The organism is Actinomadura sp. ATCC 39365 (assembly GCF_054392275.1).
Genome location: NZ_CP184335.1, coordinates 3,485,989 through 3,510,161, shown reverse-complemented (window position 1 = coordinate 3,510,161; position 24,173 = coordinate 3,485,989). Strand labels below are relative to the sequence as shown.

15 protein-coding genes are annotated in these 24,173 nt (G+C 71.6%); 8 read left to right on the top strand and 7 right to left on the bottom strand.

Annotated elements, in window-relative coordinates; translation table 11 throughout:
* Positions 1 to 151 precede the first annotated feature (151 nt).
* On the top strand, positions 152 to 979 hold the full coding sequence (locus tag ACNF49_RS17475) for a glycerophosphodiester phosphodiesterase (RefSeq protein ID WP_482944347.1): 828 nt from the start codon (positions 152 to 154) through the stop codon (positions 977 to 979).
* 61 nt (positions 980 to 1,040) lie between these two features.
* Here the strand turns inward: ACNF49_RS17475 and ACNF49_RS17470 are convergent, their stop codons facing one another.
* Complete coding sequence (locus ACNF49_RS17470) at positions 1,041 to 3,860, bottom strand: vitamin B12-dependent ribonucleotide reductase (protein WP_357965747.1); 2,820 nt, start codon at positions 3,858 to 3,860, stop codon at positions 1,041 to 1,043.
* Positions 3,857 to 4,312: a transcriptional regulator NrdR gene (gene nrdR / locus ACNF49_RS17465; protein WP_103955744.1), complete on the bottom strand. Its 456-nt coding sequence runs from the start codon at positions 4,310 to 4,312 to the stop codon at positions 3,857 to 3,859. Before nrdR ends, ACNF49_RS17470 begins: the two co-directional genes overlap by 4 nt.
* A 2,929-nt stretch (positions 4,313 to 7,241) precedes the next feature.
* Between nrdR and lexA the strand changes: the two genes are divergently transcribed.
* Both lexA and ACNF49_RS17455 read left to right on the top strand, forming a co-directional pair.
* Positions 7,242 to 7,949, top strand: a complete 708-nt coding sequence (gene lexA, locus ACNF49_RS17460; RefSeq protein ID WP_352325993.1) for a transcriptional repressor LexA — start codon at positions 7,242 to 7,244, stop codon at positions 7,947 to 7,949.
* 430 nt (positions 7,950 to 8,379) lie between these two features.
* A complete protein-coding gene (locus tag ACNF49_RS17455) occupies positions 8,380 to 9,462 on the top strand; it encodes a MalY/PatB family protein (RefSeq protein WP_482944346.1) in 1,083 nt (360 codons plus the stop codon).
* A 74-nt stretch (positions 9,463 to 9,536) separates the two neighbouring features.
* On the opposite strand, the gene ACNF49_RS17450 is transcribed toward ACNF49_RS17455, so the two are convergent.
* Entirely contained in the window at positions 9,537 to 12,683 is a 3,147-nt protein-coding gene (locus ACNF49_RS17450) for a S41 family peptidase (protein ID WP_482944345.1), read from the bottom strand.
* A 155-nt stretch (positions 12,684 to 12,838) separates the two neighbouring features.
* On the opposite strand from ACNF49_RS17450, the gene ACNF49_RS17445 reads away from it, so the two are divergent.
* Positions 12,839 to 13,261, top strand: a complete 423-nt coding sequence (locus ACNF49_RS17445) for a hypothetical protein (protein WP_482944344.1) — start codon at positions 12,839 to 12,841, stop codon at positions 13,259 to 13,261.
* 49 nt (positions 13,262 to 13,310) lie between these two features.
* Positions 13,311 to 14,279 carry a TIGR03557 family F420-dependent LLM class oxidoreductase gene (locus tag ACNF49_RS17440; protein WP_357965755.1) on the top strand — a complete coding sequence of 323 codons (969 nt, stop codon included), beginning with the start codon at positions 13,311 to 13,313 and terminating at the stop codon, positions 14,277 to 14,279.
* 4 nt (positions 14,280 to 14,283) lie between these two features.
* Here ACNF49_RS17440 and leuS read toward each other — a convergent pair whose 3' ends face one another.
* A complete protein-coding gene (leuS, locus tag ACNF49_RS17435; RefSeq protein ID WP_482944343.1) occupies positions 14,284 to 16,764 on the bottom strand; it encodes a leucine--tRNA ligase in 2,481 nt (826 codons plus the stop codon).
* 504 nt (positions 16,765 to 17,268) lie between these two features.
* On the opposite strand from leuS, the gene ACNF49_RS17430 reads away from it, so the two are divergent.
* Entirely contained in the window at positions 17,269 to 18,918 is a 1,650-nt protein-coding gene (locus tag ACNF49_RS17430) for a hypothetical protein (protein ID WP_482944342.1), read from the top strand.
* A gap of 24 nt (positions 18,919 to 18,942) precedes the next feature.
* On the opposite strand, the gene ACNF49_RS17425 is transcribed toward ACNF49_RS17430, so the two are convergent.
* Positions 18,943 to 20,184 (bottom strand): cytochrome P450, encoded by a 1,242-nt coding sequence (locus tag ACNF49_RS17425; protein WP_357965763.1) that lies wholly within the window; start codon positions 20,182 to 20,184, stop codon positions 18,943 to 18,945.
* 229 nt (positions 20,185 to 20,413) lie between these two features.
* Between ACNF49_RS17425 and ACNF49_RS17420 the strand changes: the two genes are divergently transcribed.
* Entirely contained in the window at positions 20,414 to 21,595 is a 1,182-nt protein-coding gene (locus ACNF49_RS17420) for a methyltransferase domain-containing protein (protein WP_482944341.1), read from the top strand.
* On the opposite strand, the gene ACNF49_RS17415 is transcribed toward ACNF49_RS17420, so the two are convergent.
* Complete coding sequence (locus tag ACNF49_RS17415) at positions 21,564 to 22,403, bottom strand: alpha/beta fold hydrolase (RefSeq protein WP_357965769.1); 840 nt, start codon at positions 22,401 to 22,403, stop codon at positions 21,564 to 21,566. The two genes, ACNF49_RS17420 and ACNF49_RS17415, sit on opposite strands and share 32 nt — an antisense overlap.
* A 74-nt stretch (positions 22,404 to 22,477) precedes the next feature.
* On the opposite strand from ACNF49_RS17415, the gene ACNF49_RS17410 reads away from it, so the two are divergent.
* Positions 22,478 to 23,815, top strand: a complete 1,338-nt coding sequence (locus ACNF49_RS17410) for an MFS transporter (protein ID WP_482944340.1) — start codon at positions 22,478 to 22,480, stop codon at positions 23,813 to 23,815.
* On the opposite strand, the gene ACNF49_RS17405 is transcribed toward ACNF49_RS17410, so the two are convergent.
* The gene (locus ACNF49_RS17405; RefSeq protein WP_482945538.1) at positions 23,757 to 24,161 is read right to left on the bottom strand and encodes an ester cyclase; all 405 of its coding nucleotides are present in this window, start codon (positions 24,159 to 24,161) and stop codon (positions 23,757 to 23,759) included. The genes ACNF49_RS17410 and ACNF49_RS17405 overlap by 59 nt on opposite strands.
* Between the last annotated feature and the right edge of the window lie 12 nt (positions 24,162 to 24,173).

The window sequence follows — 24,173 nt, the reverse complement described above, 5'->3', positions numbered from 1 at the left end:
GGGCGGGCCGCCGCGGGCGGCCCGCCCTCTCGCATGTCCGCGTGTCGAAGCCTCATCCGGTGGGCACCGCTGCGTTACTCTGCCCTCAACTCACGGTCATCATGCCTTGTCATGGTCGGGGTTGTCGGTCTCTCCCCCACCGAGGAGATCCATGTTGCGGCGACTCGCCCTGTTCCTGCCCCTCGCCCTCCTCCCCCTGGCCTCCCCGCCCACCGCCGCCGCTGTGACCACAGTGGTCAACGTCGCCCACCGGGGCGCCTCGGCGTACGCGCCGGAGAACACCGTCGCCGCCTTCCAGCTGGCCGCCCGCCAGGGGGCCGACATGTTCGAGCTGGACGTCCAGGAGACCAAGGACCACGAGCTGGTCCTGATGCACGACACCACCCTCGTCCGGACCACCGACGCCGAGCGCGTCCTGCCCGGCCTGGCGCCCTGGCGGGTGCGCGACCTCACGCTGGCGCAGATCCGCAGGCTGGACGCGGGCTCCTGGTTCGACCGGGAGTACACCGGCGAGCGGGTGCCGACCCTGCAGGAGGCGCTGCGCGCGATGGCCGGGTCCGGCGCCGGCATGCTGCTGGAGGTCAAGGAACCGCGGCTCTACCCGGGCATCGAGGCCCGCATCGTCCGTGCGCTGCGCGCCGAGCCCTCCTGGCTCGTGCCGGGGCGGCTGGTGGCGCAGTCGTTCGACTGGGACTCGATGCGCGCCTTCCACCGGCTGCTGCCCGACGTGCCGATCGGGCTGCTCGGCACGCCGGGCACCGCCGCGCTGCCCGGTCTGGCCAGGTTCGCCGACCACGTCAACCCGCCGTACTCCGCGCTCACCCCTTCGTACGTGCAGCTGGCCCACGAGCACGGCATGAAGGTCTTCGCCTGGACGGTCGACAACCCCGACGACATGCAACGCCTGCTGACGTACCAGGTGGACGGCATCATCACCGACAAACCCGACGTCCTGCGCGACCTCCTGACCGGAACCTGACCCCGGAACGCCGATGAGGGGGACCCGTTCCCGGGCCCCCCTCATCTCAGTTCAGCGTGGATCAGCTGCAGCCGCTGGTCGAGCCGCAGCCCTCGCACACGTAGCAGCTTCCGGCCGGCCGCATCTTGGTGCCGCAGGTCATGCAGAGCGGCGCGTCGGCGGTGAACCGCTGGTGGCTCTCCAGCGTCAGCTCCCGGACCGGCTCGTCCTTCGGCTCGTCCTTGGGCTTCTCGATGGGCGCCGACTGGGCCAGCGCCTCCCGGTCGACCGCCTCCTGCAGCGCCGCCGGGTCCTCGCCGCGCTGCTGCGCGGCGCGCTCGGCCGCCGAGAAGATGCCGAGCGCCGCCCGCTCGTCGTAGGGCAGGTGGTCGAGGGCCAGGCGGCGGAAGATGTAGTCCATCACCGACGTGGCCATCCGGATGTCCGGGTCGTCCGTCATGCCCGCCGGCTCGAACCGCATGTTCACGAACTTGCTCATGTACGTCTCCAGCGGCACCCCGTACTGGAGGCCGATGGAGATCGCCACCGAGAAGGCGTCCATGACGCCCGCCAGCGTCGAGCCCTGCTTGGACATCTTGAGGAAGACCTCGCCGAGCCCGTCGTCCGGGTAGGACGAAGCGGTCATGTAGCCCTTGGCGCCGCCCACGGTGAAGCGGGTGGTCATGCTGGGACGCTGGTTGGGCATGCGCCGCCGGGTCGGCCGGTTGACCTCGATGACCTTGACCTCGGGCTCGGCCTCGACGGCCTTCGGCTCGTCCTTCTTGGCGCCGGTGCCGGCCGACAGCGGCTGGCCGACCTTGCAGTTGTCGCGGTAGACGGCCAGCGCCTTCAGGCCGAGCTTCCAGCCCTCCAGGTAGACCTGCTCGATGTCGTCGATCGTGGCCGACTCCGGCAGGTTGACCGTCTTGGAGATCGCGCCGGACAGGAACGGCTGGGTCGCCGCCATCATCCGCACGTGGCCCATCGGCGCGATGGCCCGCTCGCCCATCGCGCAGTCGAACACCTCGTAGTGCTCCTTGCGCAGGCCGGGGGCGTCGACGACGTGGCTGTGCTCGCCGATGTACTCGACGATGGCCTCGATCTGCTCCTGCTGGTAGCCGAGCTGCTTGAGCGCCCGCGGGATCGTCTGGTTGACGATCTGCATCGAGCCGCCGCCGACCAGCTTCTTGAACTTGACCAGCGCGAGGTCCGGCTCGATGCCGGTGGTGTCGCAGTCCATCATCAGGCCGATGGTGCCGGTGGGGGCGAGCAGGCTGGCCTGGGCGTTGCGGTAGCCGTTCTTCTCGCCGACCTTCAGGCACTCCGACCACTGGCGCGACGCCTCGGCGTGGATCTTCGCGTCCATGGTGCCGACCGTGCGCAGGTTGTCGTTGGCCGCGGCGTGCTTGCGCATGACCCGCTTGTGCGGCTCGGCGTTGCGGGCGTAACCGTCGTACGCCCCGACCACCCCGGCCAGCTCGGCGCTGCGCCGGTAGGACACACCGGTCATCAGCGACGTGATCGCCCCGGCCACCGCGCGGCCGCCGTCGGAGTCGTAGGCGTGGCCCGTGGCCATGAGCAGCGCACCCAGGTTGGCGTAGCCGATGCCGAGCTGGCGGTAGGCCCGCGTGGTCTCGCCGATGCGCTCGGTCGGGAAGTCGGCGAAGGTGATCGAGATGTCCATCGCGGTGATGATCAGCTCGGTCAGCTTGACGAAGTCGGCGACGTTGAAGGTGTTGTCGTCCTTCAGGAACTTCAGCAGGTTGATGCTGGCCAGGTTGCACGAGGAGTTGTCCAGGTGCACGTACTCGGAGCACGGGTTGCTGGCGGTGATCCGGCCGGTCTCCGGCGTGGTGTGCCAGTCGTTGATCGTGTCGTCGTACTGCACGCCCGGGTCGGCGCACTCCCAGGCGGCCTTGGCCATCTTGCGGAACAGGTCCTTGGCGTCGACCTTCTCGATGACCTCGCCGGTCAGGCGGGCCCGCAGGCCGAACTCGTCGCCCTTCTCCACGGCGCGCATGAACTCGTCGGAGACGCGCACCGAGTTGTTGGCGTTCTGGTACTGGACGGACACGATGTCCTTGCCGCCCAGGTCCATGTCGAAACCGGCGTCACGCAGGGCGCGGACCTTGTCCTCCTCGCGCGCCTTGGTCTCGATGAACTCCTCGATGTCGGGGTGGTCGACGTCGAGCACGACCATCTTGGCCGCCCGGCGCGTCGCGCCGCCCGACTTGATCGTGCCCGCGGAGGCGTCCGCGCCGCGCATGAAGCTGACCGGCCCGCTGGCCGTGCCGCCGCTGGAGAGCAGTTCCTTGGACGAACGGATGCGGGACAGGTTGACGCCCGACCCGGAACCGCCCTTGAAGATCACGCCCTCTTCCTTGTACCACTCCAGGATCGACTCCATCTGGTCGTCCACGGAGAGGATGAAACACGCGCTGACCTGCTGCGGCGACGCGGTGCCCACGTTGAACCAGACCGGCGAGTTGAACGCGAAGACCTGGTGGACCAGCGCGTGCTTGAGCTCGTGGTCGAAGATCTCGGCGTCCTCGTCGCTGGCGAAGTAGCCGTGCTCGACGCCCGTCCGGGTGTAGACGCCGACCACCCGGTCGACGAGCTGCTTCAGGCTCCACTCGCGCTGCGGCGTGCCCACGGCGCCGCGGAAGTACTTGGTCGTCACGATGTTGGCCGCGTTCACCGACCAGAACTCGGGGAACTCGACACCCCGCTGCTCGAAGTTGATCGAGCCGTCGCGCCAGTTCGTCATCACGACGTCACGGCGCTCCCACTGGACCTCGTCATACGGGTGCACGCCGGGCTTCGTGAAGATCCGCTTCATCCTCAGCCCCTTACGCGGCCGCTTACCCCCGCGCGCCACTGAACCGCTGGCCGTGTCCGTCATGACTCCCCCTTCTCCGCCTTCAACTGTGAGATCTCGGCCTCGAAGTCCGCCAGGCTCTCGAAACCGCGATAAACCGATGCGAATCGCAGGTAGGCCACCTCGTCCAGCTCCCGGAGCGGGCCGAGGATCGCCAGGCCCACCTCGTTCGACGGCAGCTCGGCCGCGCCCTTGGCCCGGATGGCCTCCTCTACCCGCTGCCCGAGCTGCGCCAGCGAGTCCTCACTGACCGGCCTGCCCTGACAGGCCCGCCGCACGCCCGCGACGACCTTGTCCCGCGAGAACGGCTCCGTCACCCCGCTACGCTTGCTCACCATCAGCAGGACGGTCTCCTGCGTGGTGAACCTGCGCCCGCACTCTGGACAGGTGCGGCGGCGCCTGATGGCCGCGCCGTCGTCCGTGGACCGGCTGTCGATGACCCTGGTGTCAGGGTGGCGACAGAACGGACAGTGCACGGCTTCGCCTCCTCGACCCGCCCGGCCCACCACACGCGTAAAACCCTCGCCGCGGTACGCTCGCGCACGCCCCACGGCTCGCCATGGTGCGGTCACGGAAACACAAGGTGTGGTGAACCGACATCGGTGTAACTACTAGATGTTGTGGTCCAACCGTAGAAGCGCGCGACCATGAACGCAAGTTGAGCAACACCGTGGAGCTGAAGTCGCTGATCAGCCCCTCAGTCACAGGAGCCTCGGGCGTGTCGCCCCGGCCGGCGCCCCGCGCGCCTCACCGGGCCGGCCCCATGTCACCCGACGGCGACCAGCCCAAACAGGCCCCACAAAGGTACCGGAGCCCACAGCCTCCCCCCACCTCCCACCACCCCCGAAGCCCCCTCCACTACCCCCACAAATCGCACCGGAACCCCCACCCCCAACATTCGCTTGGGCCTCTCCCCCTTCCGCTGACCCGTCCGGCTCCCGGCCCCACTCCGTTCGGAGTCCCACCCCCGAAGCCCCGCCCCCTTCCCGGAGGGTCCCGCTTTCCTGAGCCCAACCCGTTGGGGGTACTGGACGGGCCCCCTTCCTCCGCCGCACCCGCCCCTAGAGCCCCCGTGAGGCTGCCGCATGCAAGGGGCCCGCCTCCGTGGGCCCACTTCCCTGCCCCCACTCCCGAGCCCCCACGGGCTCCACTTCCTTGCACCCACCCCTTCTCCGCCCCCCAGGGGACCACCTCTTGCACCCGCCCCAGGAATCCCACTGCATTGAACGCAACCCGGCTCCCACCCCAGGGGCCCGCCTCCTTGCACCCGACCTGATGCGCCGCACCTAGAGGTCCCACCCCCTTCGGCCTCGACCCCGTCCTGCCCCAGGGGCTCCGCCGCCTTGAACCCGCCCCGGCCCCGCCCCCGAGAGTTCCGCCGCCATGGACCCGACCGGGTTCCCGCCCCAAGGGCCCGCTTCCTTGAACCCGGCCCGGGACCGCCGCATCCAGGGTCCTGCCTCTTTACCTGACCCGGCCGCCGGCTCCTTGAGCCCGGTCCGCTTCCCGCTCCTGGCCCCATTCCTCTGGACCCGTTCCCTTGAGGCCAGGCCACCTGCCACTTTCCGCTTCCCTGAGCCAGGTCAGCTGTGCCCGCGTCTTGGGGAGGGCCCATCAGCCTGGGGTCCATCCTCGGGGCGCCCGTTGGGGCCGGCCGCCGGGGGCTCTACCCGCTGCGCCCGGCGTCCGCGAACCCCGCAGTGTGTTCCCTCAGCCGGCCTTCGCCCATGGCAACGTCCGCCCAGGCATCTCAGCACCCACAGCCACGTGACCAGGCAGCCCCAAGCCCACACTGGAACCTCCAGGCACCCCGGCGCCCACAGCCGCATGGCCGGCCGCCCGCGTCCCGAGCCAGAAACCGCCCAGGGAGAGCAACACCATCGCCACCACCAGCACGATCCGCCCTCGCCGGGTCAGCCGCACCGGAGGAGCCGGAGCCTTGACGCCGGCGCCACCCCCAGAAACCACCCCGGCACCCCGCCCCCGCCGCCGCAACGTACGACGATTCCGCACAAGCCCCGCACCATCACCGGCCGGAGCACTTTCCGCCCCCACAACACGCCCCAACATCTCCCGCCCCCCGCGAGCCTCGCCGTCACCAGAACCCCCGTTCCTCCGCGCCCCCTGACGCCGCGAGCCCCCCGGCCCGCTCATCACCTGCCCCCGCTCCCGTCCTGCGACCTCCCCCGAGCGCCGCCCCCGCGCCATGAACCGCTCCGCCGTCCGCCCCGGGCGCCGCCCCTGCCTGACCGGCCGCTCGACCGACTCTCCCGAGCTCAGCCCCGGCTCGCCCAGCCGCTCCGCCAACCGTCCAGAGCGCCGCCCCTGCTTGCTCGACCGCTCGGCGGTCTCCTCCCGGCGTAGACCCTGCTCGTCCAACCGCTCGCCCCTCTTCCGGCGTCGCCCCTGTGTTTCGGGTTGCTCGGTCGACTCGCCGGAGCGCCGCCTTCGCGCCTCGGGCCGGCCGGTGGACTCACCCGAGCGCCGCCTGCGAAGGTCAGGTCGGTCCGCGGCCTCCCCTGGACGCCGCCGTTCCCAGGGGCGGTCGGCTCGGGCTTCCGCCTGGCGCTCCTGCTGCCCTTCCTGGAGGATCGCCGAGTTCCGGCCCGCCTTTCGCGCCGCACGGCCCCCTCGTCCCCGCCTTCCCGGCGACTCCGCCGGACCTGGCCTTCCCCGCCGCTCCGCCTCGCCCAGGCTTTCTCGCCCCTCCGCCTCACCCTCCGGACGGTGTCCGCCCGCCTCGGGTGGCCGTCGGTGACGGGTGCCGGGCTCGGGCGGGCGGGCGCGGGGTTCGGTCACGTCCGTGCCGGGCGCGCCTTGCGTAACCTCGGCTCGGCGGCGGGCGGTGGGCGTGTCGTCCGCGAGGGGCTGCCCACCGCTCTCCTGAGGCGGCGTCCGGTCGGCGTCCGTATCCGCGTCGGAACGCGGGGAGGGGACCAGCCACAGCCGGGGGCGGTCCGAGCCGCGGGCGGCTCCCCCGGAGCCGCCGGCGCGGCGCCGCCGGGTGTTCGAATCGGGAGCCGGTCGTTTTCCCGGATTTTCATGGCGGTCGGAGTCTGTACGCGGGCCGTCTCCCCGTCGGCCCCCGCCCCGGGTGGCGTCGGCGATGAGGGTGAGCCGATTGGCATCTTCGCTGGTCGGGTTGGTGTTCGGGGTCGTTCGCACGATTGACCTCCCGCCGTCTGGCCCGAGGAAACGGCCAAAATAAGATCAGCAAATCGAACACGGTGTCGATCGAACTCCCGTACGATGTTGTACACCACGCTGGCGACAATTTCGAGGAAGACTCGAACAATTGTTTGAAGATGATCTTCAACAGCGATACGGTCGCTGTGTGCGACATCAAGACCACGGACCGGGAGGTTCGCCGGTGAGGCGGGCCGCCGCCAGGCGAGGAGGAAGAGCATGAGCGAGCGGGAAGACGCTAACGGGGTCACAGACCTCGCGGTGCGCCGGCGCGACTCCCTGGGCCTGACACCCAGGCAGCGCAAGATCCTCGAAGTGATCCGCGATTCGGTGCAGCAGCGCGGCTACCCGCCCTCGATGCGCGAGATCGGCGAGGCCGTGCAGCTGACGAGCACGTCCAGCGTGTCGCACCAGTTGACCGCCCTGCAGCGCAAGGGATACCTGCGGCGCGACCCACACCGGCCGCGCGCCCTGGAAGTGCGCCTGCCCGGCGAGCCCGTGCTGTGGGTCGACCCCGACGCCACCGACGACGAGGCTCCGGTGAGCCGGCCGACCGCCGCCTACGTCCCGCTCGTGGGCCGCATCGCCGCCGGTGGCCCGATCCTGGCCGAGGAGAGCGTGGAAGACGTCTTCGCCCTGCCCAAGCAGCTCGTCGGCGAGGGCACGCTCTTCCTGCTCCAGGTCGCCGGTGACTCCATGATCGAGGCCGCCATCGCCGACGGCGACTGGGTGGTCGTCCGTCAGCAGCCGGTCGCCGAGAGCGGTGACATCGTGGCCGCCATGATCGAGGGCGAGGCCACGGTCAAGACGTTCAAGCGCAAGGACGGGCACGTGTGGCTGGTGCCTCACAACCCGAACTACGAGCCCATCCCCGGTGACGAGGCCAGCGTTCTGGGCAAGGTGGTGGCCGTCCTCCGCCGCCTCTAGTCCTCCGCCGGCCGGCCGCCCTTCCTGAGAGGCTGCGGCCGCCGTTCGATTTCTCGCGATCCGGCCTCCCTCGCACGGGGGCTGCGGTCGCCGGCGCCATGTGGCGATTCCTCGCAAGTCGCACGCACCGAACGCCGCCCTCCAACATCGAGGCCCTTCCATCCCGGCCTCGCGTGGGGGGCGGCATCGGATCGCCTTTCCCCCGGGACGTTCCTCAGGGCCCCGGACCAGCGGCCCGGGCCGATGATCGTCCAGGGCGGCGGCCCCCGAGACCCGGCCCCGCTCCTCAAGACGACGGGCGCCTCCACAGCGCCCGCCATCCGCAGGCGCCGGCGGCACGCCCACGCCCCCGCTCCGCCGCACCGCAAACTCCTAGACTGTGCCCGTGACCGACATGAATGCCCCAAAAGAGACCCCCGCCTCCAAAGAGATGAAGGACCTCAAAGAGACGCATGACGGTCTCAAATGGGCAATCACCGCCCCCGGTGTCATCCCCGCCTGGATCGCCGACATGGACCTGTCCACCGCCCCCGAGGTGATCGAGGCCCTGACCCGCCGCGCCGCCGGCGATCTCGGCTACCCGACCTGGCTGGACAAGCCGCAGGGCGGCCCCCTGGCCGAGGCGTTCGCCGAGCGCATGGCAGCCCGTCACGGCTGGCCGGCCGACCCGTCGCACGTCCACACGTTCAGCGACATCAACCAGGCCCTCCAGGTGCTGCTGCACCTCTGGACCAGGCCCGGGGACGGCGTCGCGCTGCACACCCCCGCCTACCACCCGTTCCTGACGACCCTCGGCGTGATGGAACGTCCGCTCGTCCCCATCCAGCTCGAACCGGACGGCGACGCGTGGCGGTTCGAGGTGCCCGACCTGTCCGGCTGCCGGGTGCTCCTGCTGGTCAACCCGCAGAACCCGACAGGCCGCGTGTTCACCCGCGCCGAGCTGGAAGGGCTGGCCGAGCACGTCGAACGCCACGACCTGCTGGTGCTGGCCGACGAGATCCACGCCGACCTCACCTACGAGCCCCACCGGCACATCCCCTTCGCCACGATCCTCCCCGAGCGCACGGTCACCCTCACCTCGGCGACGAAGGCGTTCAACCTGGGCGGCATCCGCTGCTCGGTCGCCCACATCGGGCACGCCGGGGTGCGCGCGGCCCTGGCGGCGCAGCCGCCGTTCCTCTTCGGGTCGACCCACGTGTTCGGGGTGGAGGCCACGGTGGCGGCCTGGCGGCACGGCGACGCCTGGCTGGACCGCACCCGGGCGCTGCTCGACCGCAACCGCCGGCTGATCGCCGAGCGACTGCCGGACCGGTTCGGGTACCGGCTGCCCCAGGCCACCTACCTGGCCTGGCTGCACACCGGGCGGCCGGGCATGGCCGAGGTCATCGAGCGGGAGGCCAGGGTGCGGCTCAACGACGGCGCGTCGTTCGGGCCGGGCGGCGCGGACTACGTACGGCTGAACTTCGCGACGACCGAACCGGTGCTCTCGGAGATCCTCACCAGGCTGAGCTGAGAGAACCGGTGCTCTCGGAGATCCTCATCAGGCTGAGCTGAGGGACGGCCCCGGCGGGCCGCCCCTCAGGACGGTCAGGCCAGCGGCGGCAGGTCCGGCGCGGTGGCGGCCGGGCGCTCCTCCAAGGCGGCGAGCGCCAGCTCGACCGCCTTCGCCAGCTGCGGGTCGCGGCCCGCCACCCGGTCCTGCGGCGTGATCACGACCTCGACGTCGGGATCGACGCCGTGGTTCTCAACACCCCAGCCCGGCCCCTCCAGCCAGAACGCGTACCGCGGCTGGGTCACCACGGTCCCGTCCACCAGGGAGTAGCGCGAGTCGATGCCGATGACGCCGCCCCAGGTCCTGGTGCCGACCAGCGGGCCGAGGGCGCGGTTCTTGATCCCGGCGCTGACGATGTCTCCGTCGGACCCGGCGAACTCGTCGGCGACGGCCACGATGGGCCCGCGGGGCGAGTCCTCGGGGTAGCGCATCGGCTCGTAGCCGCGGGCCCGCGCCCAGCCGGTGACCTTGCGCGACAGCTTCTCCAGCACCAGCTCCGACAGGTGCCCGCCGCCGTTCTCGCGCACGTCCACGACCAGCCCGTCGAAGGCCATCTCGGTACGCAGGTCGCGGTGGAACTGCGCCCACCCCGAGGCCACCATGTCCGGGACGTGCAGGTAACCGAGCCGCCCGCCGGACGACTCGCGGACGAAGGCCCGCCGGCTCTCCACCCAGTCGTGGTAGCGCAGCTGGCTTTCGTCGGCGAGCGGGGTGACGACGACCCGGCGCGGCGAGCCGCCGGCCGCGGGCCGCACGGTCAGCTCCACGGGCTGGTCGGCGGTGCCGGACAGCAGCGCGAGCGGGCCGCGTACCGGATCGACCGGACGCCCGCCCACCGCCACGATCGCGTCGCCGGGACGGATCGCGACGCCGGGCGCGAGCAGCGGCGAGCGGGCCGCGTGGTCGGAGGTCTCGCCCGGCAGGATGCGCTCGACCCGCCAGGTCCCGTCCTCGTCCTTGGCCAGGTCGGCGCCGAGCAGACCCTGGCGGCGGCGCGGATCGGTCACGCCGTCGTGGCCCCTGGCGTAGGCGTGCGAGGTGCCCAGCTCGCCCTGCACCTCCCACAGCAGGTCGATCAGCTCGGAGTGGCAGCCGAGGCGGTCGACCAGCGGCTCGTACCGGTCGAGCGTGGCCTGCCAGTCGACGCCGCCCATGTCCTCGCGCCAGAAGTGGTCGCGCATGAGCCGTCCGGCCTCGCGGTAGCCCTGGCGCCACTCGGCGACCGGGTCGATCTGGACGGTGATCCGGTCGAGGTCGATCGTGACGACCTCGTCGCCCTCGCCGGCCGCCCGCGTCTGCAGGCCGTTCTTGCCGTTGGTGACGAGCCTGGTGCCGTCGCCGCTGACCTCGAAGGCCCGCACCTCCTTGCCCAGCTCGGCCTTGGCGCGCTTCTTGAGGTCGTAACGTTCGAGCACGATCTCGGTCACCGGCTCGGTGCCGTCGCCGAGCTGGCCCGCCAGGGGGTGGCGGAGCCAGAGCAGCGCGTCCTTGGCGGTCCTGAGGTTGCCGTAGCGGCCCGCCGGCACGGGTACGGGCACCACGCGGGAGGCCAGCGCCTCCGGGTCCACCTCGGTACGCGGCGGCGCGTCGTCCTTCTTGTCGTCCTTGCCGGGCTTGTCGTCCTCGCCGTTGAACCCGCGCCCCTGCAACGAGGGGTCGAACGGCGACGGCGTGGCGGCCTGCAGCGGCACGATGTACGGCCGGCAGCCCGCCGGGAACGACAGGTCGAACACGTGCGCGTCGTACACCGGGTCGAACGTGCGCACCGACAGGAAGGCCAGGTGCTTGCCGTCCTTGCTGAACACCGGGTCGTAGTCGGAGAAGCGCAGCGGCGTCACGTCGATCACGGACGTGCCGTCCACGCGGCCCATCTTGATCTGCGACAGCGGCTCGTGGTCGGGGTGCACCCAGGCCAGCCAGCCGGAGTCCGGCGAGAAGGTGACCCCGCTGATGTCGCCCTGCGTGGTGCGGTCGAGCTCGCGCAGGTCGCCCGACTCCAGGTCCACGACGAGCAGCCGCCCGTCGTGCGTGGCCACGGCCGCGTGCTTGCCGTCGGGCGCGGCGGTCAGTTCGAGCACCCTGCCGAGCTGCCCGCCGGCCAGGCTCCTGATCTCGCCACCGGGGGTGCCGATCTCCAGGCCGTCCTCGCCGCCGGCGTCGGAGACCCACACGGCCCGTCCGTCGGCGCCGAGGGCGCGCGGCAGGCGGACCCGCACGCCGGGTTCCACCCTGAGCGCGCCCGCGGGCCCGTCGCGGTGGGTCACCCAGTGCGCGGTGCCGCGGATCTCGACCGCGCTGGCCCGTCCGGTCGTGTCCGGGGAGAAGCCGCCGACGCGCGCGGGCGCGGGCCGCCGGGCCCGTCCCGGCCGCGGGCCGCCGAGCTTCACCTCCAGCTTGTACGGCTCGGCGTCGAGGCTCTCCAGCAGCCACAGGTCACCCGCGTGGCTGTAGATCACCCGCTGACCGTCGCTGGTGGCGTGCCGGGCGTAGAACTCGTCGTGGCTGGTGTGCCGGCGCACGTCGGACCCGTCGGGAAGGGCCGAGTAGAGGTTCCCCACGCCGTCCGCGTCGGACAGGTAGACGATCCGGTCACCGACCCAGTTCACCGCCCAGTACTGGGCGGGGCTGTCGGCGAACAGCCTGGCGAACTCCCCGTCGCCGTCGGCGTCGACCCAGATCTTGGCCGCCGTGCCGCCCCGGTAGCGCTTCCACTGGGACGGCTCGCGCCAGACCGGCGACACCGTGGCCACCTTCGCGCCGCTGACGGCCGCCTCGCCGACCCACCCGTACGGCAGCCGCTCGGCCGGTCCTCCGTCGAGCGGGACGGCGTACGCCCACAGCCGGGTACGTGACGCCTCCCCGGTGGAGCTGACCGCGAGCACGGCTCCGTCCGCGGTCCAGCCGCGGACGCCGGTCATGGCGTTGCCCCAGTGCGTCAGCCGGGTGCCTTCGGCGCCGTCGAGCTCGGCCGCGAACACCTCGGGAGCGCCCTCCTTGCCGCTCGTCCACGCGATGCGCGAGCCGTCGGGCGAGAACCGCGGGGAGGAGACCGGCACGCGGTCGGCGGTGAAGCGCCAGGCCCGGCCGCCGGCGACGGGAGCGAGCCAGACATCGTCGTCGGCGACGAAGGTGACCAGGTCACCGGACAGATGTGGATATCTCAGGTATGCGCCATATGTCACAGCTAGACACTAATGCGAGACACCAAACGAGCTAAAGATTTTCTCTCACAGCAGGGTCCACCCTCCGCGAACAGCCAAGACCGTCCGATGCCCCGGATGTGCGGTGAACGGCAGGGAAGGAGCCAATCGCCACAAATCACACGCTGTGAGGAATCATGAGAGTTTTCGTCCGCCCGCACCAGCTTCCGGGCCGCCTGGCCGCCGCCGCCATCATCCTCAACTCCGGGATCGGCAAGACCAAGGCCGACGAGCAGACGGCGGCCGGCCTGCACGGCATGGCCGCGGGCACGTACCCGTTCCTGCGCGGCCTGGACCCGGTGGCCTTCACCCGGCTGCTGTCGAAGGGCGAGCTCGCCCTCGGGGCTGCGCTCGTCCTGCCGTTCGTGCCGTCGCTGCTGGCCGGCGCGGGGTTGACCGCGTTCGCGGCGGGGCTGCTCGGGCTCTACGTCAGGACGCCGGGCATGCGCGAGGAGGGCAGCCTGCGCCCGACCCAGCAAGGCATCGGCCTGTCGAAGGACCTCTGGCTGCTGGCCATCGGCCTGGGGCTGGTGATCGAAGAGCTGCGCGGTGACGATTGATCTCCGGACGCCCGACCCTAATCCGGACAAACCTGGGTAGCCGGAGCGCATGGTACAAATCGGCTACACCTTGATGTCCGAGCAGACCCCGGCCCGCGAACTCGTGGACTACGCCGCCACCGCCGAGCGCGTCGGCTTCGACTACGCGGTCATCTCCGACCACTACTTCCCGTGGATCGAGGAGATGGGCCACTCGCCGTACTGCTGGTCGGTGCTGGGCGCGGCGGCGCAGGTCACCGAGCGCCTGCCGCTCATGACGTACGTGACCTGCCCCATCATGCGTTACCACCCGGCCGTGGTGGCCCAGAAGGCGGCCACGATGGGGGTGCTGAGCGAGGGCAGGTTCACCCTGGGCCTGGGCGCCGGCGAGAACCTCAACGAGCACGTCGTCGGCGAGGGCTGGCCGCCGGTGGACACCAGGCACCGGATGTTCGCCGAGGCCGTGCAGATCATCAAGGAGCTGTTCAGCGGCGAGTACGTCACCTACCAGGGCGAGTTCTTCGACGTCGACTCCGCCAAGCTCTACGACCTGCCGGAGGAGCAGGTGCCCATCGGCATCGCCGCCTCCGGCGGCCGGTCGGCCGAGCTCGCCGCGGAGCTGGGCGACGTGCTGGTCATCAACGACCCGATGCCCGAGGTGGTGCAGCAGTTCCATGCCGCGGGCGGCCAGGGCAGGCCGGTCTACGGCCAGCTTCCCATCGCCTACGACACCGACCCCGAGGCCGCCAAGGAGCGGGCCCACCGGCTGTGGCGCTGGTCGGGCGTCGGCGGCTGGAAGGTCATGGCCGAGCTGCCCGGCCCGGTGAACTTCGCCGCCGCGGCCGGCTCGGTACGCCCCGAGGACGTCGCCGAGAGCGTGCCCTGCGGCGACGACGTGGACGCGGTCGTGCAGGGCGTCAAGAAGTTCGCCGACGCCGGGTACACGCACGTGGCGCTCGTGCAGATCGGGCACGACCAGCAGGAGCCGTTCTTCGACTGGGCGGAGAAGGAGCTCCTGCCGGCCCTGCGCCGGCTCTAGACGCCTACGGGACGATGTTGACCAGCTTGGGCGCGCGCACGATCACCTTGCGCGGCGCGCCCTGGAGGTAGGCGGCCACCTTGTCGGAGGCCAGGGCCAGGGCCCGCAGCTCGTCCTCGGAGATGTCGGGGGCGACCTCCAGCCGGTCGCGCACCTTGCCCGCCACCTGCACCACGCACGTGACCGACTCCTGCACCAGCAGCGCGGGGTCGGCGACCGGCCAGCCGGCGAAGGCGACCGGACCGGTGCGGCCCAGGCGCTCCCAGCCCTCCTCGGCGACGTAGGGCGCCACCAGCGACAGCATGACGGCCAGCGACTCGGCGGCCTCGCGCACCGCCGGGTCGGCCGCGCCGGGACCGGAGTCGATGGCCTTGCGGGTGGCCGAGGTCAGCTCCATCATGCGGGCCACCGCGACGTTGAAGCGCTGCGACTCGACCAGCTTGGTGACCTCGTCGATCGTGCGGTGGGTGACCTTGCGCAGCTCGGCGTCGCCGCCCTCGAACGGTACGCCGGGCTCGGCGGTCGGCTCCGACATCACGCGCAGCACGCGGGCCAGGAACTTCTGCGAGGCGGCCGGGGAGACGTCGGCCCAGTCGATGTCGTCCTCCGGCGGACCGGCGAAGATCATCGTCAGGCGTACGGCGTCGACGCCGTACGCGTCGATCTGCTGGCCCAGGTCGATGCCGTTGCCCAGGGACTTCGACATCGCCTTGCCGCCGTTGATCACCTGCCCCTGGTTCAGCATGCGCAGGAACGGCTCGGTGAAGTTCACCATGCCCATGTCGTGCAGGACCTTGGTGAAGAAGCGCGAGTACAGCAGGTGGAGCACGGCGTGCTCGATGCCGCCGACGTACTGGTCGATCGGGCCCCACTTGCGCACCTGCTCGGGGTCGAACGCCCCGTCGGTGTAGCCGGGCGAGGTGTAACGCAGGAAGTACCAGGACGAGTCGACGAACGTGTCCATCGTGTCGGTGTCGCGCTTGGCCGGGCCGCCGCACTTGGGGCACTCGACGTTGACCCACTCGGTGGCGCTGGCCAGCGGAGAGACGCCCTTGGGCGCCAGCGCCTCGCCACGCAGGTCGGGCAGCGTGACGGGCAGCTGCTCGTCGGGGACGGGCACCTCGCCGCAGTCGGCGCAGTGGATGATCGGGATCGGCGTGCCCCAGAAGCGCTGACGGGACAGCAGCCAGTCGCGCAGCCGGAAGTTGACCGCGCCGGTGCCCCGGCCCTCGGCCTCCAGGATCTCGATGATCTTGGCGATGGCCTCGGCCTTGACCAGCCCGTCGAGGGGGCCGGAGTTGACCAGCGTGCCCTCGCCGGGCGTGGCCTCGCCGGTCTCGCCGGGGTCGGCCAGGCCGGTGTGGACGACGACCTTGACCGGCAGCTCGAACTTCCTGGCGAAGTCGAGGTCGCGCTGGTCGTGGGCGGGCACGGCCATGATCGCGCCGTGGCCGTAGTCGGACAGCACGTAGTCGGCGGCCCAGACCGGGATGCGCTCGCCGCTCACCGGGTTGACCGCGTGGCGGCCCAGGAAGACGCCGGTCTTCTCCTTGTCGGTGGACAGGCGCTCGATGTCGCTCAGCTTGGCGACCTCGGCGCGGTAGGCCTCGAAGGCCGGGCGCTGCTCGTCGGTGACGATCTCGTCGGCCAGCGCGGCGTCGACCGCGACCACGAAGAACGTGGCGCCGTACAGGGTGTCGGGGCGCGTGGTGTAGACGTGGACCGGCTCGTCGCGGCCCTCGATCTCGAACAGCACGTCGGCGCCCTCGGAGCGGCCGATCCAGTTGCGCTGCATGGTCAGCAGCCGCTCGGGCCAGCCGTCGAGCTGCTCCATGTCGTCCAGCAGGCGCTGGGCGTAGTCAGTGATCTTGAAGTACCACTGCGTCAGCTCGCGGCGGATGACGTCGGCGCCGCAGCGCTCGCACTTTCCGTCGACGACCTGCTCGTTGGCCAGCACCGTCTGGTCGTTGGGGCACCAGTTGACCAGGCCGCCCTTGCGGTAGGCCAGGCCGCGCTCGAAGAAGCGGTTGAACAGCCACTGGTTCCAGCGGTAGTACTCGGGGTCGCTGGTGTGCAGGCGGCGCGACCAGTCGAAGGAGATGCCGTAGCGCCGGAAGGAGTTGGCCTGCGTCTCGATGTTGGCGTAGGTCCACTCGGCGGGGTGGGCGTTGCGCTTGATCGCGGCGTTCTCGGCGGGCAGGCCGAAGGAGTCCCAGCCGATCGGGTGCAGGACGTTGTAGCCCTGCTGCATCCAGTAGCGCGCGACGACGTCGCCGATGGCGAACACCTCGCCGTGGCCCATGTGGAGGTCGCCCGACGGGTAGGGGAACATGTCGAGCATGTAGCGCCGCTCCCGGGTGTCGGCCGCGTCCTCGCTCGCCCGGTAGGGCTCCTGTTCCTCCCATCGCTGCTGCCACTTGGCCTGCAGCGCCTGCGGGTCGTACTCACTCACGGCTACTGTCCTTCTGGCTTGACTCGGACCCATAAGAAAACCCCTCGTGCACGACGAGGGGTAGCCGCGACGGCGAGACCTCTCAGGGCCGTCGCGGCCCGCTAAGAAGCAGGGTCGCGGAACGCATGTGTCAAGCCTAGCGCACGTCTTCGACGGAATGCAGATACTCCGGCGACCGGCGCAGGCACAATAGACCCTTCAGGTCCAGCGAGACCTGATGGTGATGTATCCGTTGTGACCTCATATGTCCCTTTAGAATACTGTCGTCGCGTGGTGTACCCAGCTGAGCCAGATCGACCGGAGGGCGACCTGCCGCTGCAGGATCCGCCAACCGATCCGCACGGCTTCGCTCGTTTCGCTGCGAAACCAGCCGTATCTCCTGGAAAATCCCATGAGATCATGCCTGGTACGTCAAATCCGGATATAGCGGCACATCCGGACACAACCTCGGGAGGGCCGGCAGCAATGTCAACGGAGAATTCCGCGAGCTCCGGGGCGTCGCACCTGCCACCGTCCTGGCCGGAGGTCCGCAACGACGTGCCTTCCTCCTGGCCGTCCGGCGGGCAGGAGTCCTCCGGCGTGCCGATGTCGTGGCCGGAGGCCGCCCCGGCCCAGCCGTCCTGGCCCGAGGCCCCGCAGGCGCCCTCCTGGCCCGAGCCGCCGCGCCCCGACACCTCCTGGCCCGACGTCCCGCGCAACGACTCACCGCGCAACGATCTCCCGCGCAACGACTCTTCGCGCAACGACGGCCGCGCGCAGCAGCGGGGCGGCGACGCGTCGTGGCCGGAGCCGGCGCGGCCGTCCTGGCCCGACCCGCCCCGGCAGGAGCAGGGCTGGCCCGAGACCCCCCGCCAGGAGGTCCCCGTCTCCTGGCCGGAGCAGCAGCAGCAGCAGCCGGTCCAGCCGCAGGACCCGGTGCCCGCCTGGTCGCAGCCGCCGACGCCGTCCCCCGGCGCGTGGTCCAACCTGTCCACGCCGGCGCCCTGGCCCAACAGCCCCGCCCCCGCCCCCGCCCCGTCGGCGTCCGCCGCCGAACCGCTGGACCGCACGGTCACGATGGGCCGCGCGCCCGTCCCGCTCGACGCCCCCGTCCAGGCCGCGCCGTCGCCGCTCGACGGGCCCGGCGCGCCGTCCGCCGTCCCGGCCGACGAGCACACCGTCATGTACGGCGGCCGGCAGGCCGACACCATGGTGGGCGACCCCGCGATGCCACCGGGCCCGCTCGCGGCGGCCCACGTCGGCGCGCCCCCGGCCGGACCGGGCATGCCCGGCGACGGCCACCCCGACCAGCCGCGCCCCGGCTCGAACCTGAACCGCGACCCCTCCGACCCCGACCGCCGGTTCGTGACGGCCGGCCAGATCAGCGGCTCGCGCACCCCGCCCCCCGACCGTCAGCAGGAGCTCTGGAACAACGTCTTCGGCGACGAGTACCAGGGCGGCGACCACGACTCCCTGGACGACGAGCAGGGCAAGCCCATCTGGATCTACGCGCTCGGCGGCTCGGTCGTGATCGCCCTGGTCGCGGCGCTGCTGTGGGCCTTCCTCGCGGGCCCGTTGGCCGGCGAGGACACCCCGGAGGGCAAGACCGCCTCCTCCCCCGCGGCCTCGGCGGGCCCCACGAAGTCAGGCACGGGCAAGCGCTCCACCACGATCCCCGCCCTGCCCAAGTACCCGGGCAAGGCGTCCCCGGTGACCGGCCGGGTCGAGGACGCGGCGGCCGGCGTCTCCCTGCCCCGCCTGGGCGGCAGCTGGCAGCTCGACCAGCGGGCCACGGTCAAGTCCACGTTCGGCTACGACACCCGCCAGTACACGGAGGTCGCGCCCGACAAGTACGCCCAGGTCATGTCGGGCCCGCTGCCGGCGAACCTGTCCTCCCTGTACCAGGAGGACGACCTGGAGCCGGTCATCAGGCGCATGGTGCTGCAGGCGCGCAAGGACTTCTACCCCGACGGCAACAAGGTCAGGAAGATCGCGCAGCAGCCGATCAAGGTGGGCACCTCCACCGGCCGGCTCATCGCGTACGCCATGACCGCCGGCACGGAGAAGGCCACGATCGTCACGATGGCGGTCAACACCGGCGGCAGCGCGCCCGCCATCGTGTTCGTGTCGATCCCGGACGAGGGCAAGCAGCTGCTTCCGGACATCCGTACCGTGATGAACCAGCTCAAGCTGACCGCGCAGTCCTGAGCCCCGGGCGCCGCCGCGCCCGGCTCAGAACGTGCACTCCATGTGCTTGATCCCGTTGATGAACGAGGAGTGCAGGCGGTCGGGCCTGCCGCCCTCGATCTGCGGCACCCGGCGCAGCAGCTCGCGGAACATCACCGTGATCTCCCGCCGGGCCAGGTGGGCGCCGAGGCAGAAGTGCGGCCCCGGCCCGCCGAAACCGACGTGCGGGTTGGGGTGGCGGGTGATGTCGAAGCGGTACGGGTCGTCGAACACCCGCTCGTCCCGGTTCGCCGCCCAGTAGAACAGCACCACCTTCTCGCCGGCGCGGTAGAGGTGGCCGTTCATCTCGTGGTCGCGGGTGACCTTGCGGCGCATGAAGTTCACCGGCGAGGCCAGCCGGACGATCTCCTCCACGGCCCCGGGGGCGCGGCCCTCGACGTCCTGCAGCCACAGGGCGCGCTGGTCGGGGTTCTTGGTGAGCAGGCGCAGGCCGTAGGAGATGGCGTTCCTGGTCGTCTCGTTGCCCGCGACCACCAGCAGGATGAAGAACGACCCCAGCTCCTGCATCGTCAGCCGCTCGCCGTCGATGTTGGCGTTGACCAGCGAGGACGTCAGGTCGTTGGTGGGGTTGGCGGTGCGGTGGGCGGCGAGGTCCTGGACGAGCTGCTGCAGCTCCATGCCGGCGGTGAGCAGGCGGGTGGCGAGCTGGTCGAGGTCGCCGCCGGTGTACTCGGGGTCGAAGCCGCCGAGGATGATGTTCGAGCGGTCGAAGACGAACCGGTAGTCGCGCTCGGGGATGCCCATCATGTCGCAGATGATCTTCAGCGGAAGGCGGGCGGCCACGTCGGTGACGAAGTCGCCGCCGGGACCGGCGGCCACCAGGTCGTCGACGATGCGCACGGCGGCGGCGTCGACGTCCGACTCGAACTGTTTGATCATCTTGGGGGTGAACGCGCGGGAGACGATCCTGCGCAGCCGCGCGTGCCGGGGGTCGTCCATGTTGATCATGGAGCCGAAGTACTCGGTGAACTCGGCGGGCATGTCGGGGATGTTCGTCGCGCCGCCGTCGCCGGAGCAGAAGACCTCGGGGTTGCGGCTCGCCTCCAGGATGTCGGCGTGCCTGGCCAGCGCGTAGTAGCCGGGCCCCTTGGGCGCGACGGCCATCTCCATCTCCTCGAAGAAGGCCGGCGTCTCGCGGGCGCGCAACCGGTCGAACGCCGCCTCGCGCTCGCTCATGGGTCTGGCCCAGAAGTTCCGGTCCGAAAGGTCGAAGTCCAGGACGGTCATAGGGCCATCATTCGGAAAGCGACCACTTACGTCAATGGGTTCGACGTACACCGTACGTGGCTGCCGGAAAAACCGGTGGCTCGCGGGGACGGGGCTTTTGTAGGGTGCCGCGCATGACGTTCTTCTTCCTCCTCGGCTAGCGATCCGCCGGCGGGCCGTGGGCTGACCCACCGCCGGTGATGCGGGGCGGCCTGCTGCCGTCCCGGGTCGCTACGTGGGAGAAGAACAGTTGTTGCTCACCTTGGCGGTGGCCAGGGCGGTGCGTGGCACCGAACCCTTGGTCGCGGCGGAGATCAGGCGTGCCCGTCTCGGGGCCGTCGTCGGCGTCCGCCATCGGGAGGTGTGGTTCGAGGTCCGGCCCGGCGCCGGGCTCCTGGGATTGCGCACCGCGGACGACGTACTGCTGGCCGCGGCCGTGGTGGACGGGGTCGGCCACGGCCGCTCCGCGCTCGCCCGGCTGGCACGGGCGGCCCGCGGGATCGACCTCGGCGCGCCCGGCGGCCCCGACGTCGAGGTCTCGGCCTCGTTCGTGGGACGCCGCAACTACACCAGGCACGAGATCGAGGACGCCGTCGGAACCGAGCTGGCCCGGTCGTGGCGGCTGCGCTACCACTCCCGGCGGGACGGCGGCCGGCCACCCGCGGGGGCGACGGCGTGGCGGGTGACGATCGAGGGTGACCAGGCGGTCATCGCCCGGCGGGCCGGTGACCGGCCGCTGCACCGCAGGCCGTACAAGACGGCCTCGATCCCGGGCACGCTGCACCCGCCGCTGGCCGCCGCGATGGCCCAGCTCGCCGGGCTGGGCGCGGAGGGCTTCCGGGGCGTCGTGCTCGATCCCTGCTGCGGGGCGGGCACCACGCTCATCGAAGCGCACGCGCTCGCGCCGCGCGCCGGGCTCGCCAGGTTCGCCGGGTTCGACCGCGACCCGGCCGCCGTCGCCGCGGCCGCCGCGAACGCGCGGGCCGCCCTGCCCCCGGACGATCCGGACCCGTTCCGCTGGGGGCTCGCCGACGCCGGACGGCTTCCCGTGGCGGACGGAAGCGTGCGGCGGGTGCTGGTGAACCCGCCCTGGGGACGCCAGGTGCCGCCGCGCGGCCTGCTCGGGCCCGGTCTGGAAGCGTTGTGGCGGGAGGTGCGGCGGGTGCTGGAACCCGGCGGCCTGGCCGTGGCGCTGCTCCACGACGATCCCGGCGCCGGCGGGACACCGGGTGGCGCGCCGGCCGGGTTCGCGGTCGAGCAGGCGGTCCGGGTGAGCCTGTCAGGGCGCCACCCGATGATCGCCGTACTCAGCAGGGGGGCCGAGCCGGTCGAGGCGCCACCCGGTGATGCGGCGGGCAGAAAGAAGGGCCGAGCCGGTCCCCACCCGATGATCGCCGTGGTCAGGAGGCAGGGCCGAGCCAGTCGAGGATGAGGCGGTTGACCTCCGCGGGCCGTTCCAGGTGCAGGAAGTGGCCCGCGTCCGCCACCAGCTCGGCGCGCGACCCCGGCGGCAGGCTGCCGGCCGCGTCCTTGGCCATCTCCGCCCCCATGCAGCCGTCCCGCTCGCCGTGCAGGTACAGGACCGGGCCCGCGGTGGCGGGATCGACGTCCGGGTAGCGGCCCGAGGGGGGCGTGGTGCCGAGCGCGGCGCGGTAGTAGCCGATGGCCGCCGCCATGTTGGCGGGCTCGCCCAGGCTGCGCCGGACGAACGCCAGGTCCTCGGCCGGATCGTGGCCGGGCGACCAGTCCCGCCACAGCCGGTCGAGGAAGGCCGGGTCGGCGGCGGCCGGCTCGGCCAGCACGGTCTGGAACAGGAAGATGTAGAACGACCTCTTGAGCTGCTCGTACGCCAACAACCCCGGGAGCTGCGCGCCCGGCGGCGGCACCGCGAGCGCGACGGCCCGGCGGAACCGCCCGGCCAGGGCGTAGGCGGGGAAGGCCCCCCAGTCGTGCCCGACGATCACCGCGTTCTCGTCGCCGCCGAGTTCCTCGTGCAGCGCGCGCACGTCGGCGACCAGGGCCGCCTCCTCGTACGCGCCGTCGGCCGGGATCTCGGTGGGCGCGTAGCCGCGGCTGAACGGCGCGACCGCGCGGTAGCCACGTCGGGCCAGCTCGGGCATCAGGTGCCGCCAGGTGTGCGCGGTGTCGGGGAACCCGTGCAGGCACAACGCCAGCGGCCCCTCCCCCACGGTCAGATACGCGAACTCCACACCGTTGGCATGGATCGTTCTGATCTCCATGACTGCGAAACCTAGCATTCGGCTCCTTCCAGGAGTACCACTGCACAAGGGGCCTCTCATCGTGAGGAGCAGGCATGCGACGCGGATGGGTTCTCGCTCTCGCCTCACTGACCATCGTGCTCGTGGTGGTGGACCTGACCGCCGTGACGATCGCGCTGCCCGACATCCGCGCCTCTCTGGGGGCGAGCCTGGCCGAGGTGCAGTGGGTGGTGGACGCGTACGCGCTGACGCTGGCCGCCGTCCTGCTGCCCGCCGGGGTGCTGGCCGACCGGTACGGCCGCCGCCGGATGCTGGCCGTGGGCGTGACGGTCTTCACGGTTGCCTCGCTGGCCTGCGCGCTGGCCCCCACGGCCGCCCTGCTGGACGTGGCCAGAGGCGTCCAGGGCCTGGGCGCGTCCGCGCTGTACGGCACCACGACCCCGCTGATCGCCTCGGCCTACCCGGAGGGCCCGGCGCGGGGCCGGGCGCTCGGGATCTTCAGCGCGGTCTCCGGCCTGGCGATGACGCTGGGCCCGGTGGTGGGCGGCGTGCTGACGGCGACGTTCGGCTGGCGGGCCATCTTCCTGATCAACCTGCCGATCGGCGTGTTCATCCTGGTGGCGCTGCGGCAGCGGGTGCCGGAGTCGCGCGGCCGGGGTCACCTGGACCCGCTGGGCGTCGTGCTGGTCGCCGCGGCGCTGTTCGCGATCATCCCGGCGCTCATCCATGACGTGCCGCTGCTGCTGGTGGCCGGGCTGGCGCTGCTGGCGGCGTTCGTGCTCGCCGAGCGGCGGACGGCGACCCCGATGATCGACTTCGGGCTGTTCCGGAACCGGGTGTTCGCGGTCGGCTCGGCCACGACGCTGCTCATGCTGGCCGCGCTGCTGGGCGGCTTCACCTATCTCACCCTGTACGTGCAGGGCCCCCTGGAGGCGAGCCCGGTCGAGGCCGGGGTGCGTTTCCTGGCCTTCAGCGTGGCCGCGGTCATCGGCCCGATCGCGGTCGGCCGGGTGCTGCACCGCTGGCCCATGGGCGTGCTGATCGCCGCCGGCCCGGCGCTGATCACCGTGGCGCTGCTGGTGATGGCGATCCCGGCGGCCGACCGGTGGACGCCGATCATGATCGGGCTGTTCCTCGGCGGCCTGGGGCTCGGCGCGGGCAACGTGGTGGCCAACCAGGTCGGCCTGACCGCGCCGATGGATCAGGTGGGCATGGCCACCGGGACGGTGAACACGCTCAAGCAGGTCGGCACGGCGGTGGGCGTGGCGGTGCTGGCGGCGCCGTACCGGTCGGGTGTGTCCACGATGTTGCTGGTGGCGGCGGGGCTGGCGCTGGCGGGCGCGCTGCTGCCGCTGACCCTGGCGGGCAGGCGGGTCAGCCGGTCTCCGGCCAGTCCCAGCCCAGCTGGAGAAACAGGCCCAGCCGGTCGCTGACCGCGCGGATCTCGCTGATCCGGCCCTCGCGCAGGGTGACCAGGAAGATCGCCTCGACCTCGAAGCTGCGCCCGGTGGGCACGGGCATGCGCGGGTGGGTGCCGGAGTGCGTGCCGGACATGCGGATCCTGGCGACCAGCTTGTGCCCCTCGGCGACGACCTCCTCGACCTCGATGTGGAACGGGTCGAACGCGTCGAGCTGCATCCGGATGCCCTCGAAGGCGGCGCCGGGCTCGTCCGGCTCGCCGAAGATGATCTTGTTGTGGTCGACGACGTCGGGAGCCAGGTAGGCGCCCAGGGCGTCGAGGCGGCGTTCGTTGACGGCGGCGAAGAAGTCGGCGATCACGGTCAACCCTCT